Here is a 15964-nt window from a genome sequence, read left to right on the forward strand (position 1 = left end):
TGCGTATGAAAACCAGCGACGAGGCCTTGGCGCAAGCCGCCAGTGACGGGGACAGCGAGGCATTCGGCCTGCTGGCACGCCGCCACTACGACCGGTTGTTCCGCCTGTCATGGCGGCTGACGGGACATAAGGCCGATGCCGAGGACCTGACCCACGACATCCTCGCCGCCCTGCCCGCCAAGCTGCGCGGCTTCCGCTCCGACGCGCGGTTTACCACATGGCTTTACCGCGTGACGCTGAACGCCGCGACGGATCGTGCCCGCAAGGCGCAACGCCGCCGCACCGCTCGCGAGGGATGGGGGCAAGACTACACCCGCCGCGCTGCCGAGGCTGCGGAAGCTGCGCAAGCACAAGACTGGCTGACCACCGCCATGCGCGCCCTGCCGCCAGAGCTACGCGAAACTGTGGCGCTGACACTTGGCGAGGATTTGACGCAAGCCCAAGCCGCCGAGGTCATGGGCCTGTCGGAAGGAACAATCGCGTGGCGCATGTCGGAAGTGAAGCGCCACTTGCGCGAAATGGCCACAGAGGAGGCCAGATAGATGCCCGAATTTAAAGATGAACTAGACAAGCTCCGCGCCGCCCTGCGCGACGCAACCCCCGCGTCGGATGAGGCTTCGAAGGAAGCGGCATTACGCGTGGCCGAAGAAAATTTCGCCAATCTCCAAGGATCGGCCACCGCCGCACGTCCTACAGATACCAGCCCGCAACGGACGGGCCTTCTGAAAGGACTTGGACAGATGTTTATGAAACCGAATTTGAAGCCAATGATGTTGGCGACATCCTCACTGGTGATTATTGGTGTGGGTGTTGTGCTGACGATGCCCTTGATGCGCTCGGATCAAGCGCCGGTAACTAGCAGTGAGCCGCTCGTACCTCCGGTTATGGCCCCTGAAGTTGACGTTGCAGCCGAGCAACCCGCGCTCGCCAAAGTCGCCGAAAGGCCCGAAACCCCTATCGCGGAACTGGTAGAAGCCCCGCTTGAAGCAGAGGCGGAGCTATTCGTAACCGGCGATTTCGGAACAACCACCATGGCCGATACAGTCGGGTCCGCAGTTGCGCCCCCCGCGCCAAGCTCTAAACGATTGGCACGGTCCATGGGGGTGACCGCAATCGAAGGCGCGGCCCCCAGTGGCTTGACTGCCTCAAACGCAGCCCCCCTGCGCGACCGCCTCCCTCAACCACAGATCGCGCAATCCAACGATCAGTTCCCGGACGCCACGCCGAACCCGTTGAAGGTCACCTCCGAAGAACCGGTCTCCACCTTCTCCATCGACGTGGACACTGCCAGTTACTCTTGGCTGCGCTCCAGTCTGTCGCGTGGACAACTTCCCGACCCCAAATCCGTGCGCGTCGAGGAGTTGGTGAACTACTTCCCCTACGCCTACCCTGCACCCGAGGGCGATGTGCCGTTCCAGCAAACCGTGACGGTAAGTGAAACGCCGTGGAGCCCCGACACCCAACTGATGCACATCGCCATTCAAGGCGCTCGGGTGGAAGAGCGTCCACCGCTTAATCTGGTGTTCCTGCTAGACACCTCCGGCTCCATGCAAGACGCCAACAAGCTGCCCCTTCTGGTGCAAAGCTTCCGCCTGATGCTGGGACAATTGCGGCCGGAGGATGAGGTTGCAATTGTCACCTATGCCGGCTCCGCTGGCACCGTCTTGGAGCCGACCAAAGCGTCCGAGCGGCGCAAGATCGAGGATGCATTGCTACGCCTCTCCGCAGGTGGATCGACCGCTGGCGGTGAAGGGCTGCGCGCGGCTTATGCCTTGGCAGACCAGATGAGCCGCGACGGCGAGGTGTCCCGCGTCCTGCTCGCCACCGACGGCGATTTCAACGTCGGGATGCAATCCGACGCAGAGTTGAAAGGCTTCGTGGAACAGAAGCGCAAATCCGGCACCTACCTGTCGGTGTTCGGCTTCGGACGCGGCAACGTGAACGACGCATTGATGCAAACGCTCGCCCAGAACGGCAACGGCCAAGCCGCCTATATCGACACGCTGGCCGAGGCGCAGAAGGTGCTGGTGGACCAGTTGTCAGGCGCAATGTTCGCCATCGCCCAAGACGTCAAAATTCAGGTGGAGTTCAATCCCGCAACCGTCGCCGAATACCGGTTGATCGGCTACGAGACCCGCGCACTGAAACGCGAGGATTTCAACAACGACAAAGTGGACGCCGGAGAGATCGGTGCGGGCCATACCGTGACCGCCCTCTACGAGGTAACGCCCGTCGGCTCTGACGCCGTTCTGACCGACCCGCTGCGCTTTGGCACTGTCGCGGCGGACGGCAACACTTCCGATCTGGCCTTCTTGCGCCTGCGCTACAAAGAACCCGGCGCGACGCAAAGCAAGTTGCTGGAAGAAGTCGTGCCGGTCGGCACAGGCGACGTAGGCTCAGAAGCCGCGTTCAGCGCTGCTATCGCAGGCTTCGGCCAACTGCTGCGCGGCAACACAGCACTTCGCGAGTGGGGATATTCCGACGCCATTGCGCTGGCCAATGCCAATAAGGGCGATGATGAATTCGGCTATCGCGCCGAAGCCGTAAAGCTGATGCGATTGGCGCAGAGCTTGTCACCAAACTAACCCCGAAAAGCAAAAAAAGCCCCGAGGCCAATACGGCATCGGGGCTCTAAAACAATCTCGGTCTGCGTTTAGTGCAGTTTGTCTTTAACCTGTGCGATGGCGTCATCGATCAAGCCGTTTTGATCCGCAGCGGTCGTCTTGGACGCCACAACTTCAGCAGCAGCAGCGATAGCGACGTTGATCGCACGGTCACGAATTTCGCGCACGGCACCGGCTTCAGCGCTGGCGATCTGGTCCTCGGCACCTTTCAGGCGACGGGCAATCGACAGCTTCAGATCTTCCTTGGCCTGCGTGGCAGCAGCTTCGGCTTCACGCTTGGCTTCGGCGACAATGCGGTCTGCTTGCTCGGCCACTTCCTTTTGCTTGCGCTCGTAGGAGGCCAGCAGGGTTTGCGCTTCTTCGCGCAGCGCCTTGGCCTCATCAAGCTCGGCTTGAATGGTCTGGGCGCGTTTGTCGAGCATCCCGCCCAACATGCCTGGAACCTTGAAGTAGAACAGCACCGCGATGAACAAGATGAACGCGAGCAGCACGACGAAGTTGGTGTTGTGAAGTGAGAAGAAAGGGCCACTGGCAGCCAGCGCAGGTGCGGGCAGCAATGCCGTAAGAGCGAGGAGCTTCTTCATCTCTTATCCTTTCATCTTAGCGGTGACGGCAGCCGTGATCGACTTGGCGTCAATCTTGCCCGGAGCCACAGCCGACACGATGTCTTTTGCAATGTCCTTGGCCACAGTGGCAGCGCTGGTCGCGGCGCTGTCACGAATGGCCGCGATAGCTTTTTCGCCTTCAGCCGCACGTGCCGCAATTTCTGCGTCCGCTTTGGCGATGGCCTTGTCCAAATCCACCTGAATGGCGGCCTTGGTTTCGCCGACAATCCGGCCAGCCTCGGCGCGCGCGTCGATCAGGGCTTTCTCGTAGGCAGCTTCCGCGTCGATGGCCTGTTGTTTCAGGTCTTCGGCGGCTGCAATGTCGTTGGTGATGGTGCCGGCACGTTCTGCCAGAACCGATCCGATGCGCGGCAGCGCAACGCGCGACAGCACAAAGTAAATGACCACAAGCGTGATCAGCAACCAGACGATCTGGTTATCAAAGGTCGAGAAATCGAGCTGGGGCATGCCCGCGCTTTCTTTCACTACTTCACCGGTTTCAGTTGCCATGATGGCCCCCAGATGTGTCTGAATACTTGGATCTTACATCGGACGGGCCCGCTTCAGGCCCGCCCGACCGTAAGGATGGTATAGCTTGGTTCTTAAACAGCGAACATCAGCAGAAGGGCGACGAGGAACGAGAAGATCCCCAGAGCTTCCGCGAATGCGATGCCGATGAACAGTGTTGCAGTCTGCGAAGCAGCTGCGGATGGGTTGCGCAGAGCGCCGGACAGATAGCTGCCAGCAACATTGCCCACACCGACGGCTGCGCCGCCCATGCCAACAGAAGCCAGGCCTGCGCCGATGAATTGACCCATTTGTGCGATATCGCCTTCCATGTCTTTTCTCCTTACGATGGAATTGAGGTGATTAGTCTTCGTAACCTTAGTGCGAAGGATGCAGCGCATCTTTCAGATACACACAGGTTAGAATTGCGAACACGTAAGCTTGGATACCGCTTACGAGAATTTCGAGACCGTACATGGCGGTGATCGCCAGAACGGACAGGGGTGAAATGGCCGCGATGGCTGCGAAGCCCGCGAACACTTTGATAACAGCGTGACCGGCCATCATGTTGCCGGCCAGACGAATGGAGTGGCTGACGGGGCGCACGAAATAGCTGATGACCTCGATCAAGGCCAGGATCGGACGCAGCGCCAGTGGCGCCGAGGACACCCAGAACAGGCCCAAGAACCCGGCGCCGTTTTTGACGAAGCCAAGGATTGTGACTGCGAGGAACACCATCATCGCCAACACGCCGGTGACGGCAATATGCGAGGTGGTGGTGAACGCCATCGGCAGCAGGCCAAGGAAGTTGGACACCAGAATGAACATGAACAGCGTCATGATATAGGGGAAGTACTTTACGCCGTCCTTACCGGTGACGTCTTCGACCATCTTGTAGACGAAGCCATACATCATCTCGGCGATGGACTGGCTGCGCGATGGCACGATGGCACGGCGCGACGTGCCGAAGACCAGCAAAACGATGATACAAACAACCGTCAGGGCCATCCACAATGTCACGTTGGTGATCGTGAACGCGCCGACATCGCCATTGCCAAACAGCGGCTTGACGATGAATTGGTCCATCGGGTGAAAAACCAGACCGCCGTCTTCTGCGCCGTGAGCTTCTGTCGCCATCTGTTCAGTCCTTCTCGTTGGCCTCTTTGGCCAGATGTTCGTTTTGGACCTCTTTGGCGGTGCGAAGCATAACGTTCACCCCGGCCGCAAAGCCCAGCAATGTGAAGATCACCAGAAATATCGGCAATGTGCCGAACAGCCAGTCGAGGCCGTATCCGATGGTCAGACCGATCCCGAGACCGGCAACAAGTTCCGTCACCATGCGCCAGCCCTGCTGGGCCCCCGAATAGTGCTCGTCCCCCCTTGGCTTTTCAGCCTGAGAGGTTTTCTTGAGCCCTTCGATCCGCTCGCTCAGCGCATCCAGCTGGGCCTTATTCGGGTCATTGGTCATCAAAAGACACCCCTCGGGAGGTTTGCAGGAGGGATAGGCTGCGGGCCGCACAGAGTCAATCACCCTCAACAGTCGCCAAAGATCACTTTAAGCTTCTGTTACTTATGTCTAAAATCGAAGTTTACCCAAGTCTGGACACCACGCCGCAGGCCCCCATGCGGCTTTTTGATATTCAACCATTTGGTTGACGATCACGCCGCCCCGCGCCATGACACCGCCATGAGCACCGCCCTTGATACCACCTTCGCAGCCCTTGCCGACGGCACCCGCCGTGCAATTCTGGCGATGCTTCTGGAGGATGACATGGCGGTTACCGATGTGGCCGAGCCTTTCGAGATGTCACTGGCCGCGATTTCCAAACACCTGACAATTCTGACCCGCGCGGGCCTGATTACACAGGAAAAGCGCGGGCGGGTGAAGTGGTGCAAACTGGAGCCGGAGGCCATGCGCGAGGCCATCGTTTGGATCGAAAGCTTTGGCCAGCTGGAGGCGCTGAACTTCGACGCCTTCGAGCAGTTCCTGAACAAAGAACTCGGCAGCTAGTCTTTCAGCAGCATTCCCAAGGCAAGCACCGTCAGTGCTACCCCCGCCAGAACCAACGCCGGTGGGGCCGTGCCCCCCAAGGCCAGCTCCCATAGAATGACCCAACTGGGCACGAGGTAGGTATAGGCCATCACCTTCGACGACGGTAGCCGCAACGCCGCATATTGCAGCAGCACGAAGGTCATCGCCGAAGCGGCAATCGACACATAGAGGATGGTCACCCACACAATCGCGGGCAGCGCGGCCCAGTCGGTGGCCCACAGATCCGACCACCCCCAGATCGTCAGCAGCCCCAACCCGCCCAGCAGGGTGAAGAAGGAAAACACCACCGGTGCCTCGCCACGGTTCAGCTTGCGCACCAGAGGGGTGTAGACCGCATGCGCCGCACAGCCGACGAAATAAACCGCTTCGCCCCGCCCGACCTCGAAGGCCAGCAAGGCCTGCACATCCGCCCTGAAAATCACCCATAACGCCCCGACGGCTCCCAAAGCCAGGGCCAGCGCCATACGGGTGGTTAAAACCTGACGCAGAAGAATATATCCTACCCCCGCCGCCAGTCCCGGCGTCAGGGTGAAGACCGCCGCCGCACTTACTGGCGGCGCGGTCTTCAAGCCTTCGAACATCAAAACGAAATAAGCCGCGAATATCCCGCCCAAAAGCAAATATCGCCACGGGGCCACCAAGGCCTTGCGCGGCAGCCCCGTCGTCGCCAGTGCTGCCGCCCCGATCACCACGCCAGCAATCGCAAAACGCACTGCATTCAAAGCCGCCGGAGCTATCTCGTTGGCCGCCAACGACCCCAGCGAGAACGATCCCGCCACCAGAACCGAAAACAGCAGCATCGCCGCATGACCGCGGAGCGCCGGTTTCACAAGTACACCCTTACAGCTTCATCTTGGCTCAAATATTCAATCCTCACCCTGCCCCGCGCACGCCCTTGTCTGTTCGGGCTCACACCCGCCACAAAGCGCCAGAAATGTCGCGCGCCGCAGGCGCTCATTCAGGTCAGTCCACGCCTAAAGGTCGCCCCACCCTTTGGCTTCCTCTTTCAAAAAGGTCACAAAGGAATGCACTTTCGCGGTTCTGTGCAAATCCACGTGGGTCACACACCAGAAAGTTGACGACCAGCTCTGCTCGGACGGAAGCATCTCCTTCATATCCGGATGCGCATTGCCGATATAGGAGGGTAGAAACCCGATCCCGGCCCCGGCGATCACGCCGTCCTGCACGGTGTTGGAGTCGGAGCACTTGTAGACCACATTCTCCTCCGGCACGTTCTCCCCCATCCAGCGCATGAAGGGCGCGCGCGGGTTCAGTGTGGACATGCGGCAAAAGCGGTGGTTCGGGATGTCGTCTATCCCCTTCAACGGACCATGACGGAACACGTAATCCTTATGCGCAAAAAGCCCCATCGGCATTTTCGCCAGTTCCTGCACGATATTGTCCAGATCATCTCCCGGCGCACCAGCGCGCAGCGCCACATGCGCCTCGCCGTATTCAAGGCGCAGGGGCCGCGTATCGACGATCAGCTCGGCGCGGATCTCGGGGTTGTCAGCTTGGTATTTCGCAATCGTGCGCGCCATCAGCGGCGACATTTGCGGCAGGCAGGTAACGATCAGATCGCCAGAGACCGAGGCCCCGCGCCCGTGGATACGACCCGCCAGTTGCGTCAACTGATCCTCGGTCGCCGCGGCCACGGTCAGCAAATCCTCCCCGGCTTCGGTCGGAGTGTATCCGCGCGCATGGCGCTGGAACAGCTTGGCCCCCAACTTGCCCTCAAGGCTGTCGATATGGCGGATCACGGTGGCGTGGTGCACGCCCAACACCTCTGCCGCGGCGCTCACCGTGCGCAGGCGCGCGACCTGATAGGCGGTGCGATATTCGTCCCAGTTGTCAATTTCCATATGCCGCCGCCCCCCTTGTGCGCAAATGCGCGGACCCTGCCGAACCATTCCACATCGGTTTTATTTTGCAAAGCACAAAGCGCGACCACGCCAGCGCGCTCTCCCTTTTCAATCCTGCGCCGTCTGGTAGTCTTTGCACCATGAAAGTCACCCGCAACCTGCCCCAGCAATTGATTGTCGAGAACAGGCCTTGGGTCGTCTCCCTTGCCCTTGTCGGGGGCTGGCTTTTGTTCTTCGGCATCGGCCTTTCGATCTTGCTAAGCGGCGAAGCCATGGGCCTGATCTTCATGGCCGCAAGCCTCATTCCCGTCGTCTTGCTCTTTTTCTTCGCCCGCCGCACCCAAGCGCTGTTCCTGCGACCCGAAGGGAAACTGGTTATCCGGCGTAAAACGCTGCTGGGCGGGTCCGTGGTCGAGCATCAGTTGCACGAGGTTCAAAATGCCATTGTTCAGGCCAGCCACACCAAGAAGGGCGGCACAACCTACCGCGTGGCACTGGTCTTTCCCGAGGGCCAAAGCGCAGGCATCCACCCGCTGGTCTTCGCCTATGACAATTTCAGCGACCACCACGGTATCGCGGACACGATCAACCAGTGGCTGACACAGGCACCATGATCACGCGGGACAATCGCCCTTCAAGATTGGTTCTGGACCAGAAACCCGGGATGGTGGCCTGGTTCCTCGCGGCCTTCGTCCTGGCATGGGTTTATATTTCGATCACCATTCTCAAGGACGGCGATCCCATCGGCTGGATATTTCTGGCAGCCGTAATTGTCCCGCTGTTCTTTCTGACCTTTGTCGAACGCCAGACACTCACTCTGGATCGCGATGCGGATGCCCTTATCCTCACACGGCAAACCATCTTCAAAAAGCGCCGGATCATCGACGAGTTGGGGTTGGTCCAAAGGGCCAAAATCAATTGGCTTGGAGAAGGCTCGACCCGATCGGGGCGGCTGGTCTTACAGCGAGACACAGGCCCGCTGGAGTTCGGCTCCCCGCAACCGCAAAGCCGCGCTCGGAGTCTGGCACGAGAGGTCAACGCTTGGCTTGACTCCAAAGGCCCCACCGCGTAGATCGCCCACAACATCCGGAAGCACCAGACTTCCGGTCCCCGCCATGAGGCAGGGATCGCCCCCCATCAGCGCGTCGCGCCCATGGGGGCCAAACTGTTTGTTTGGACCCACTTGTGACACGTGGCGGGGGCAATTGTCGTTTAGCCGGTCCGTGCTTAGGTAGGGGCCACATGTGAGTAAGAAGGAGCCGAGAGCCCATGTTTGAGAATCTGTCCGAACGCCTCTCCGGCGTCTTTGATAAGCTCACGAAGCAAGGCGCGCTGTCCGAGGACGATGTCAAAACCGCCCTGCGCGAGGTGCGTGTCGCGCTGCTGGAGGCTGACGTCTCCCTGCCCGTCGCCCGTGACTTCGTTAAAGCCGTGGCTGACAAGGCCACCGGCCAGAACGTCACCAAGTCGATCACGCCGGGCCAGCAGGTCGTCAAGATCGTCCATGACGAGCTGAAACATGTGCTGGCAGGCGATGACGACACGCCGGGCGAGTTGAAAATCGACAGCCCCCCCGCCCCGATCCTGATGGTGGGTCTGCAAGGCTCCGGTAAGACCACGACGACGGGCAAGCTGGCCAAGCGGCTGAAAGAGAAAAACAACAAGCGCGTGCTGATGGCATCGCTCGACGTGAACCGCCCTGCGGCCATGGAGCAGCTGGCGATCCTCGGTGTGCAAATCGGCGTCGACACCCTGCCGATCGTCAAGGGCGAGAAGCCCGTCGACATCGCCAAGCGCGCCAAGCAACAGGCGACGCTGGGCGGCTACGACGTCTATATGCTCGACACTGCCGGTCGTTTGCAGATCGACGAAGTGCTGATGCAGGAAGTCGAAGACGTCCGTGACATCGTCAAACCACGCGAGACGCTGCTGGTAGTTGACGGTCTGACCGGTCAGGTCGCTGTGGAAGTCGCTGAAGAATTCGACGGCAAAATCGGCATCTCCGGTGTCGTGCTGACCCGTATGGATGGCGACGGTCGCGGCGGTGCGGCCCTGTCCATGCGCGCGGTCACCGGCAAGCCGATCAAGTTCGTCGGTCTTGGCGAGAAGATGGACGCACTGGAGACGTTCGAGCCGGACCGCATCGCGGGCCGCATTCTTGGCATGGGCGACATCGTAGCACTTGTCGAGAAAGCGCAAGAAACCATCGAGGCTGAACAAGCCGAGAAGATGATGAAGCGCTTCCAGAAGGGTCAGTTCAACATGAACGACCTGAAAAACCAGCTTGAGCAGATGATCAAGATGGGGGGCATGGAAGGCCTCATGGGCATGATGCCCGGTATGAAAAAGATGGCAGGTCAGGCCAAAGAGGCCGGCATGGACGACAAGATGCTGAAACAGCAAATTGCCCTGATCCAGTCGATGACCAAGCGCGAACGCGCCAACCCGCAGCTTCTGCAAGCGTCGCGCAAGAAGCGCATCGCCAAGGGCGCGGGGATGGAGGTCTCGGACCTGAACAAGCTTCTGAAGATGCAGCGCCAGATGGGCGACATGATGAAGAAGATGGGCAAAATGGGCAAAGGCGGGATGCTGAAACAGGCCATGAAAGGCATGTTCGGCAAAGGCGGCATGCCCGACATGAACGACCCCGCCGCCATGGAAGCCGCTGCCAAACAAATGGGCGCGAAGCTGCCTGGTGGAATGGGCGGTATGCCCGGCATGGGTGGCGGTGCGCTGCCCCCTGGCCTGTCAGGTTTCGGCAAGAAAAAATGAACGCCCCTACCCTCCATACAGAGCGCCTGACGCTGCGTGCGCATACCCGCGCGGACTTTCCCACCTATCGGGACGTGTTCGCGACGGATCACGCACAGTATATGGGCGGGCCGATGTCCGAGCAGCAAAGCTGGGCCATGTTCTGCAAGGACGTCGCACAATGGGCCTTGCTGGGCCATGGCGCGTGGGCCGTGACCAGAACCGAAGACGGCGCATTTGTCGGTCAGGTCGGCATCAACGCACACCCCTATTTCCCCGAGACCGAGCTAGGCTGGCTTGTCATGCCGGACGCCGCCCGTCAGGGCGTCGGATTTGAGGCGGCCCGTGCCGCGCGTGACTGGGCGTTCGGAACGCTGAAGCCCGCCTCGCTCGTCAGCTATATTGACGAGGAAAACGTCGCCTCCATCGCGCTGGCCAAGCGTCTTGGGGCCTTCGACGACCCCGCCGCCGAACGCTGCCCCTATGAAAACCACGCGGTCTACCGCCACCCGAAGCCGGAGGCCGCGTAATGGGCCACCGCGACATCCCCGTGCTGGAAACCGAGCGTCTGGTCCTGAAAGGGCCGGAACCGCAGGACTACCCCGATTTCAAAGCGACCTTCACCAGCTTCCGCGCCCGCTATATGGGCGGGCCGTTGAACCCGTATGAATCGTGGATGCTCTATGCCGCCGAAATCGGCCACTGGGAAATTCGCGGCTTCGGCATGTGGATGATCCACGACAAAACATCCGACGCCACGCTCGGCATGGCAGGCGGCTGGCAACCAGCGATGTGGCCGGAGCGCGAATTGGCATGGATCATCTGGCCCGAAGTTGCGGGCAAAGGTTATGCGCTGGAAGCCGTCGACGCCGCACGCCGCTATTTCTACAAATCCGGTTGGGAGGGTGCTGTCAGCTACCTTGACCCCTACAACCTGGATTCCGTCCGCCTCGCCGAGCGTCTGGGCTGCGTGAAAGACAAGGAAGCGAAATCCATCGGGGACGACGACGCGGTCTATCGCCACCCTGCCCCCGCTGCGCTGAACGACACTCAACTGTCCCACGGCATCGCCATGGAAGTTAGCCATTACCAAGACCCTGCCTTCAAACCGAAAGGGTTCGCACTTGACTGATGCCGTCACAAAAGCCGCCGAGGTATTGAAAGAGCACCGCGCCAGCATCGACCGCTTGGACGCGATCCTTGTTTATACGCTGGGCGAGCGGTTCAAGCATACCCAAGCCGTCGGCAAGCTGAAGGCCGAGCACAACCTGCCGCCAAGCGATCCTGATCGCGAAGCGCAGCAAATCAAACGACTCGAGGACATGGCAAAACGCGCCGATCTCGACCCCGAATTCGCCAAATCCTTTCTGAATTTCATCATTCGGGAAGTCATCCAAAACCATAAAACGTTTCAATAATTTCGGACATTTGTCCGGCACAGCCATCTTAAGGAGAACTACACAATGGCAATGAAAATCCGTCTGGCCCGTGGTGGGTCCAAAAAACGCCCCTTCTACCGTGTTGTCGCAGCTGACACGCGCATGCCGCGCGATGGCCGCTACGTCGAGAAATTGGGCACATACAACCCGCTGCTGCCCAAAGACAGCGAAGAGCGTGTGAAGCTCGACATGGAGCGCGTGCAGTACTGGCTCGACCAAGGCGCACAGCCTTCTGACCGTGTGTCCCGCTTCCTCGAAGCTGCCGGCGTCATCGAGAAGAAAGAGCGCGCCAACCTGAAAAAAGGCGAGCCGGGCAAGAAAGCTCAGGACCGCGTTGAAGAGAAAGCCGCAAAAGCTGCTGCCGCTGCTGAAGCTGCCGCTGCTCCGGCTGAGGCTCCTGCAGAAGAAGCACCGGCTGAAGAAGCTGCTGCGGAAGCATCCGCAGAGTAATCTGCGCTTGAGCAATGCGTGAATTCGAACCGGATTTCCGGGACGAGCTATATGAGTTGATGCGGTGGCGGCGCGATGTGCGCCGCTTCCGCACCACACCCGTGGACGAGGCACTGCTGATGCGGTGCCTCGACGCATTTTCGCACGCCCCCTCCGTGGGCCTGTCGGAACCTTGGCGCATCGTGCGTGTCGAGAGCGCCGAAGCCCGCGCCGCCGCGCGCGCCAATTTCGAGGTCGCCAATGCCGAGGCCCTTGCCCGCTATGACGGCGACCAAGCTGACAATTACGCAAAACTGAAACTGGCGGGCATGGACCAAGCGCCGGTTCAACTTGCGATCTTTTGTGACGAAGCCACAACCAAAGGCCACGGTCTAGGGGCAGCCTCTATGCCCGAGATGCGCCGCTATTCGGTCGTGTCCGCAGTCACCCTGTTCTGGCTCGCCGCGCGTGCCGAGGGTTTGGGGCTGGGATGGGTCTCCGTTCTGGACCCTGAGCAGCTGTGCCACGATCTGGACGTGCCAGAAGACTGGGCCCTGATCGGCTATTTCTGCATCGGCTATCCCGAAGCGAACCACGAGACACCCGAATTGCTGCGCGAGGGCTGGGAAGCCCGCGCCGCCGCGTTGGACATCCGAAGCATATGAGCCCGCGTTATGTCATAGGTGTCGTGCATGCGGCCCATGTCGCGGCGGGCAAGCGGCAAGGATTTGTGGCCTTCAGCCACGGCAAGGAAGCCGCCGTGCGCAATCTGGATGTGGGCGACAAAGTGATCTTCTACGCGCCAAAAACCGAGTTTGACGGCGACCCTGTACAGGCTTTTGTGGGCCACGCCACCATCACCGGCGCCACCCCGCGGCAGATGGATTACATGACCGGCCTGCCAGCATGGGTGCGGGACGCGGAATTTGACGACGTGGTCGAAGTTCCCGTGCGCCCACTTTTGGAGGACTTGTCTTTTGTCACCCGCCCCAGCCATTGGGGGATGGCATTCCGCCAAGGTAAATTTACAATCCCAGAAGCCGACTACCGGCTGATCGCCAATGCCATGGGGCTCGACACATGATTAGACGTCTGTTCACGCTGGTGTTTATGGGGCTGGCCTTCTATGGCGGGCTCAAGGTAGAGCGCGGTCTATCCGAAGGCCGCTGCACCCATGCGGGCGGTGCCATGGTCGACGGGGTTTGCATTGGAGCACTTTCAGAATGAGCAAAGATAAGATCGTTGTCGGTGCAATTGCCGGATCCTTCGGCGTCAAAGGCGAAGTGCGGCTGAAAAGCTTTTGCGCCACCCCCGAGGATATCGCGTTGTACTCCCCACTCACGGGCGACAACGGCGTGGAATACACGCTGAAGATCACCCGTCAGGTCAAAAACGGCTTTGCCGCCCGCCTGTCAGGCATTCGCTTCAAGGACGAGGCCGACGCGCTGCGCGGTGTCAAACTTTCGGCAGATCGTGACCTGTTGCCCTCCCTGCCCGACGACGAATACTACCACGCCGACCTGATGGGGCTGGATGTGCTGGACACCGGCGGCGAGGTTATCGGCAAAGTCGCAGCGGTGCTGAACCACGGCGCAGGCGACATTCTGGAGCTGCGCGGTCCAGGCCTCAAAGGCTCCGTTCTGCTGCCCTTCACGCTTGACGCGGTGCCGACGGTCGATCTTGCCGCAAAGCGCATCATCATCGACCCTCCGGAAGGCTTGTTGGACTAGCATGAGCATCCCGTCCAGATCCCATGGTCGCAAGACCATTTCCGCTTCCCTCACGCCAAGCGATCTGATGGCAGAACCGACACGCCTGAAAGGCGCGTGGTCAGCCAAGATCATAACGCTGTTTCCTGATGCCTTTCCGGGTGTCTTGGGCGCGTCGCTGACAGGCAAGGCGCTGCAAGAAGGCAAATGGGCCTTGGAGGCCATCGACCTGCGCATTTTTGGCGAAGGCAAGCACCGCAATGTGGATGATACTCCTTACGGCGGTGGTGCCGGCATGGTGCTGCGGGCCGATATCGTCGGCAAGGCGCTGGATTTCGCCAAGCGCGGCACATCCGAGCGCGCCAAATGGCCCGTGGTCTACCTGTCACCGCGCGGCAAGCCGTTCACCCAAGCCAAAGCGGCCGAATGGGCGCAGGCAGACGGCATCACCATGCTGTGCGGGCGGTTTGAAGGCGTGGACCAGCGGGTGCTGGATTACTACGAGATCGAGGAAGTGTCTTTGGGCGACTTCGTTCTGACCGGCGGCGAGATCGCAGCGCAGGCGATGATCGACGCGACCGTGCGCTTGTTGCCGGATGTGCTGGGAAATGCGGACTCAACAGAAGACGAAAGCTTCTCCGACGGCCTAACGCTGGAGCACCCGCAATACACCCGCCCAGCCGAGTGGCGCGGATTGGGCGTGCCGGAGGTTTTGACCTCCGGCGATCACGGGAAAGTCGATGCTTGGCGGCGCGAGCAATCTGAGGCGCTGACCAAGGCGCGCCGGCCCGATCTGTGGGCCAAGCGCGAAGAAGGTGAAGGCTAGACCTTCACCACCATTTTACCAAAGCTGCGGCCTTCGAGCATGTCCATGAACGCTTCGGGTGCATTTTCCAGACCGTCAACGACCTGCTCTTTGTACTTCACTTTGCCCTCGGCCAGCCATCCGGTCATCTCGGCGGCGAATTCTTTGTAAGTCTCTGGTCCGAAGCTGTCGAAGATGATGAAGCCCTGAACCTTGACCTTCATGCGCAGAATTGTGCCCATGATGACCGGCCCCATGTCGGGGGTGTCCGGCAAGCCCGGCAGGTTGTACCACGCGACCATGCCGCACACAGGCATCCGCGCGAAAGGGTTCAGCAGGGGCAGCACGCCATAAAGAACTTTGCCCCCGACATTCTCGAAATAGACGTCGATCCCGTCAGGGCACGCGCCTTTCAGCTGGGCCGCGAAGTCGTCAGCTTTGTGGTCGATGCACGCATCGAACCCGAGGTTGTCGACCACATGCGCGCATTTCTCTGCACCGCCCGCAACCCCCACAACGCGGCAGCCTTTGAGCTTGGCGATCTGGCCCACGGTCGCCCCCACGGGGCCGGAGGCGGCGGCGACCACAACGGTCTCACCCGCTTTCGGCTCGCCGATTTTCAGCAGCCCCGCATAGGCGGTGTAACCCGGCATACCCATGATCCCCAAAGCCCAGGATGGGTTCGCGGGATCAGCACCAAAGTTCAAAACCTGATCGCCATTCGAAACCGCGTAATCCTGCCAACCGCTACCGGACAACACGTAGTCGCCCTCGGCAAAGCCTTTGACGTCGGAGGTGACGACCTGTGCCACCACCTGCCCCGTCATGACTTCGCCCAGCTTGACCGGCTCGGCATAGGATTTGGCGTCGTTCATCCGGCCGCGCATGTATGGATCAAGCGACAGGTAGACCGTACGCAGCAGCATCTCGCCTGCACCTGCGGTGGGGATGTCGGTCTGCTCAAGGCGCAGGGTGTTGTCGTCCGGCAGGCCTTGCGGGCGTTCGGCCAGAACGATGCGGCGGTTGCTTTTGTCTGATTGTGTCATGGGGCGCTCCTTGGGTATGGTTGCCTCAAGGATGGGCCGTGCAGGTGCGCGCTTCAACCATTCCCCTGCGAAATGCGCTAAAAATCGTTTCTGGGGTGATGGCCGCTTGATCTACGCAGCTAACCCTCCTATAC

At 60.3% G+C, this 15964-nt stretch carries 23 protein-coding genes; 15 read left to right on the forward strand and 8 right to left on the reverse strand.

From position 1 onward, the window contains the following. Window positions 1-5: 5 nt before the first annotated feature. Window positions 6-542, forward strand: a complete 537-nt coding sequence (locus tag BDE40_RS10125; RefSeq protein WP_134014441.1) for an RNA polymerase sigma factor — start codon at window positions 6-8, stop codon at window positions 540-542. Continuing rightward, on the forward strand, window positions 543-2585 hold the full coding sequence (locus tag BDE40_RS10130) for a vWA domain-containing protein (protein ID WP_134014442.1): 2043 nt from the start codon (window positions 543-545) through the stop codon (window positions 2583-2585). A 68-nt stretch (window positions 2586-2653) separates the two neighbouring features. On the opposite strand, the gene BDE40_RS10135 is transcribed toward BDE40_RS10130, so the two are convergent. The 5 genes from BDE40_RS10135 to BDE40_RS10155 all read right to left on the reverse strand — a co-directional run bounded on the left by BDE40_RS10135 (window position 2654) and on the right by BDE40_RS10155 (window position 5204). Further along, window positions 2654-3208, reverse strand: a complete 555-nt coding sequence (locus BDE40_RS10135; RefSeq protein WP_121022090.1) for a F0F1 ATP synthase subunit B — start codon at window positions 3206-3208, stop codon at window positions 2654-2656. Between the two features lie 3 nt (window positions 3209-3211). Further along, window positions 3212-3739, reverse strand: coding sequence for a F0F1 ATP synthase subunit B' (locus BDE40_RS10140; RefSeq protein ID WP_134014443.1), 528 nt, complete (start codon window positions 3737-3739; stop codon window positions 3212-3214). Window positions 3740-3831: 92 nt separating this feature from the next. Beyond that, complete coding sequence (locus BDE40_RS10145) at window positions 3832-4068, reverse strand: F0F1 ATP synthase subunit C (RefSeq protein WP_073142444.1); 237 nt, start codon at window positions 4066-4068, stop codon at window positions 3832-3834. A gap of 46 nt (window positions 4069-4114) precedes the next feature. Next, window positions 4115-4873 carry a F0F1 ATP synthase subunit A gene (locus BDE40_RS10150; RefSeq protein WP_134014444.1) on the reverse strand — a complete coding sequence of 253 codons (759 nt, stop codon included), beginning with the start codon at window positions 4871-4873 and terminating at the stop codon, window positions 4115-4117. Between the two features lie 4 nt (window positions 4874-4877). Beyond that, the gene (locus BDE40_RS10155; RefSeq protein ID WP_134014445.1) at window positions 4878-5204 is read right to left on the reverse strand and encodes an AtpZ/AtpI family protein; all 327 of its coding nucleotides are present in this window, start codon (window positions 5202-5204) and stop codon (window positions 4878-4880) included. A gap of 219 nt (window positions 5205-5423) precedes the next feature. On the opposite strand from BDE40_RS10155, the gene BDE40_RS10160 reads away from it, so the two are divergent. Continuing rightward, window positions 5424-5747, forward strand: coding sequence for an ArsR/SmtB family transcription factor (locus BDE40_RS10160; RefSeq protein WP_073142946.1), 324 nt, complete (start codon window positions 5424-5426; stop codon window positions 5745-5747). Here BDE40_RS10160 and BDE40_RS10165 read toward each other — a convergent pair. After that, window positions 5744-6619 (reverse strand): DMT family transporter, encoded by an 876-nt coding sequence (locus tag BDE40_RS10165; protein ID WP_134014446.1) that lies wholly within the window; start codon window positions 6617-6619, stop codon window positions 5744-5746. The two genes, BDE40_RS10160 and BDE40_RS10165, sit on opposite strands and share 4 nt — an antisense overlap. A gap of 144 nt (window positions 6620-6763) precedes the next feature. After that, window positions 6764-7651: a LysR family transcriptional regulator gene (locus BDE40_RS10170; RefSeq protein WP_342775009.1), complete on the reverse strand. Its 888-nt coding sequence runs from the start codon at window positions 7649-7651 to the stop codon at window positions 6764-6766. A gap of 140 nt (window positions 7652-7791) precedes the next feature. Between BDE40_RS10170 and BDE40_RS10175 the strand changes: the two genes are divergently transcribed. From BDE40_RS10175 to trmD, 12 genes are all read left to right on the forward strand, one after another. Continuing rightward, window positions 7792-8265 carry a hypothetical protein gene (locus BDE40_RS10175; protein WP_134014447.1) on the forward strand — a complete coding sequence of 158 codons (474 nt, stop codon included), beginning with the start codon at window positions 7792-7794 and terminating at the stop codon, window positions 8263-8265. Then, the gene (locus tag BDE40_RS10180; protein WP_134014448.1) at window positions 8244-8723 is read left to right on the forward strand and encodes a hypothetical protein; all 480 of its coding nucleotides are present in this window, start codon (window positions 8244-8246) and stop codon (window positions 8721-8723) included. Before BDE40_RS10175 ends, BDE40_RS10180 begins: the two co-directional genes overlap by 22 nt. A 197-nt stretch (window positions 8724-8920) precedes the next feature. Continuing rightward, the gene (ffh, locus tag BDE40_RS10185; RefSeq protein ID WP_134014449.1) at window positions 8921-10423 is read left to right on the forward strand and encodes a signal recognition particle protein; all 1503 of its coding nucleotides are present in this window, start codon (window positions 8921-8923) and stop codon (window positions 10421-10423) included. Continuing rightward, window positions 10420-10932 carry a GNAT family N-acetyltransferase gene (locus BDE40_RS10190; protein WP_134014450.1) on the forward strand — a complete coding sequence of 171 codons (513 nt, stop codon included), beginning with the start codon at window positions 10420-10422 and terminating at the stop codon, window positions 10930-10932. Before ffh ends, BDE40_RS10190 begins: the two co-directional genes overlap by 4 nt. Beyond that, the gene (locus BDE40_RS10195) at window positions 10932-11534 is read left to right on the forward strand and encodes a GNAT family N-acetyltransferase (RefSeq protein WP_134014451.1); all 603 of its coding nucleotides are present in this window, start codon (window positions 10932-10934) and stop codon (window positions 11532-11534) included. Before BDE40_RS10190 ends, BDE40_RS10195 begins: the two co-directional genes overlap by 1 nt. Continuing rightward, window positions 11527-11820 (forward strand): chorismate mutase, encoded by a 294-nt coding sequence (locus tag BDE40_RS10200; RefSeq protein ID WP_134014452.1) that lies wholly within the window; start codon window positions 11527-11529, stop codon window positions 11818-11820. The genes BDE40_RS10195 and BDE40_RS10200 overlap by 8 nt, the downstream gene beginning before the upstream one ends. Window positions 11821-11865: 45 nt before the next feature. After that, the gene (gene rpsP / locus BDE40_RS10205) at window positions 11866-12291 is read left to right on the forward strand and encodes a 30S ribosomal protein S16 (protein WP_073142425.1); all 426 of its coding nucleotides are present in this window, start codon (window positions 11866-11868) and stop codon (window positions 12289-12291) included. 14 nt (window positions 12292-12305) lie between these two features. Next, on the forward strand, window positions 12306-12935 hold the full coding sequence (gene bluB / locus BDE40_RS10210) for a 5,6-dimethylbenzimidazole synthase (protein ID WP_134014453.1): 630 nt from the start codon (window positions 12306-12308) through the stop codon (window positions 12933-12935). Continuing rightward, a complete protein-coding gene (locus BDE40_RS10215) occupies window positions 12932-13354 on the forward strand; it encodes an EVE domain-containing protein (RefSeq protein ID WP_134014454.1) in 423 nt (140 codons plus the stop codon). Before bluB ends, BDE40_RS10215 begins: the two co-directional genes overlap by 4 nt. Further along, the gene (locus BDE40_RS18220) at window positions 13351-13497 is read left to right on the forward strand and encodes a hypothetical protein (RefSeq protein ID WP_162848069.1); all 147 of its coding nucleotides are present in this window, start codon (window positions 13351-13353) and stop codon (window positions 13495-13497) included. Before BDE40_RS10215 ends, BDE40_RS18220 begins: the two co-directional genes overlap by 4 nt. Then, window positions 13494-14000, forward strand: coding sequence for a ribosome maturation factor RimM (gene rimM / locus BDE40_RS10220; RefSeq protein WP_134014455.1), 507 nt, complete (start codon window positions 13494-13496; stop codon window positions 13998-14000). Before BDE40_RS18220 ends, rimM begins: the two co-directional genes overlap by 4 nt. A 1-nt stretch (window position 14001) precedes the next feature. Continuing rightward, entirely contained in the window at window positions 14002-14805 is an 804-nt protein-coding gene (gene trmD, locus BDE40_RS10225) for a tRNA (guanosine(37)-N1)-methyltransferase TrmD (RefSeq protein WP_134014456.1), read from the forward strand. Here trmD and BDE40_RS10230 read toward each other — a convergent pair. Further along, a complete protein-coding gene (locus BDE40_RS10230; protein ID WP_134014457.1) occupies window positions 14802-15830 on the reverse strand; it encodes an NADP-dependent oxidoreductase in 1029 nt (342 codons plus the stop codon). The two genes, trmD and BDE40_RS10230, sit on opposite strands and share 4 nt — an antisense overlap. Between the last annotated feature and the right edge of the window lie 134 nt (window positions 15831-15964).

It is taken from the genome of Litoreibacter halocynthiae (assembly GCF_004365635.1).
In the GTDB taxonomy this organism is placed as follows: domain Bacteria; phylum Pseudomonadota; class Alphaproteobacteria; order Rhodobacterales; family Rhodobacteraceae; genus Litoreibacter; species Litoreibacter halocynthiae.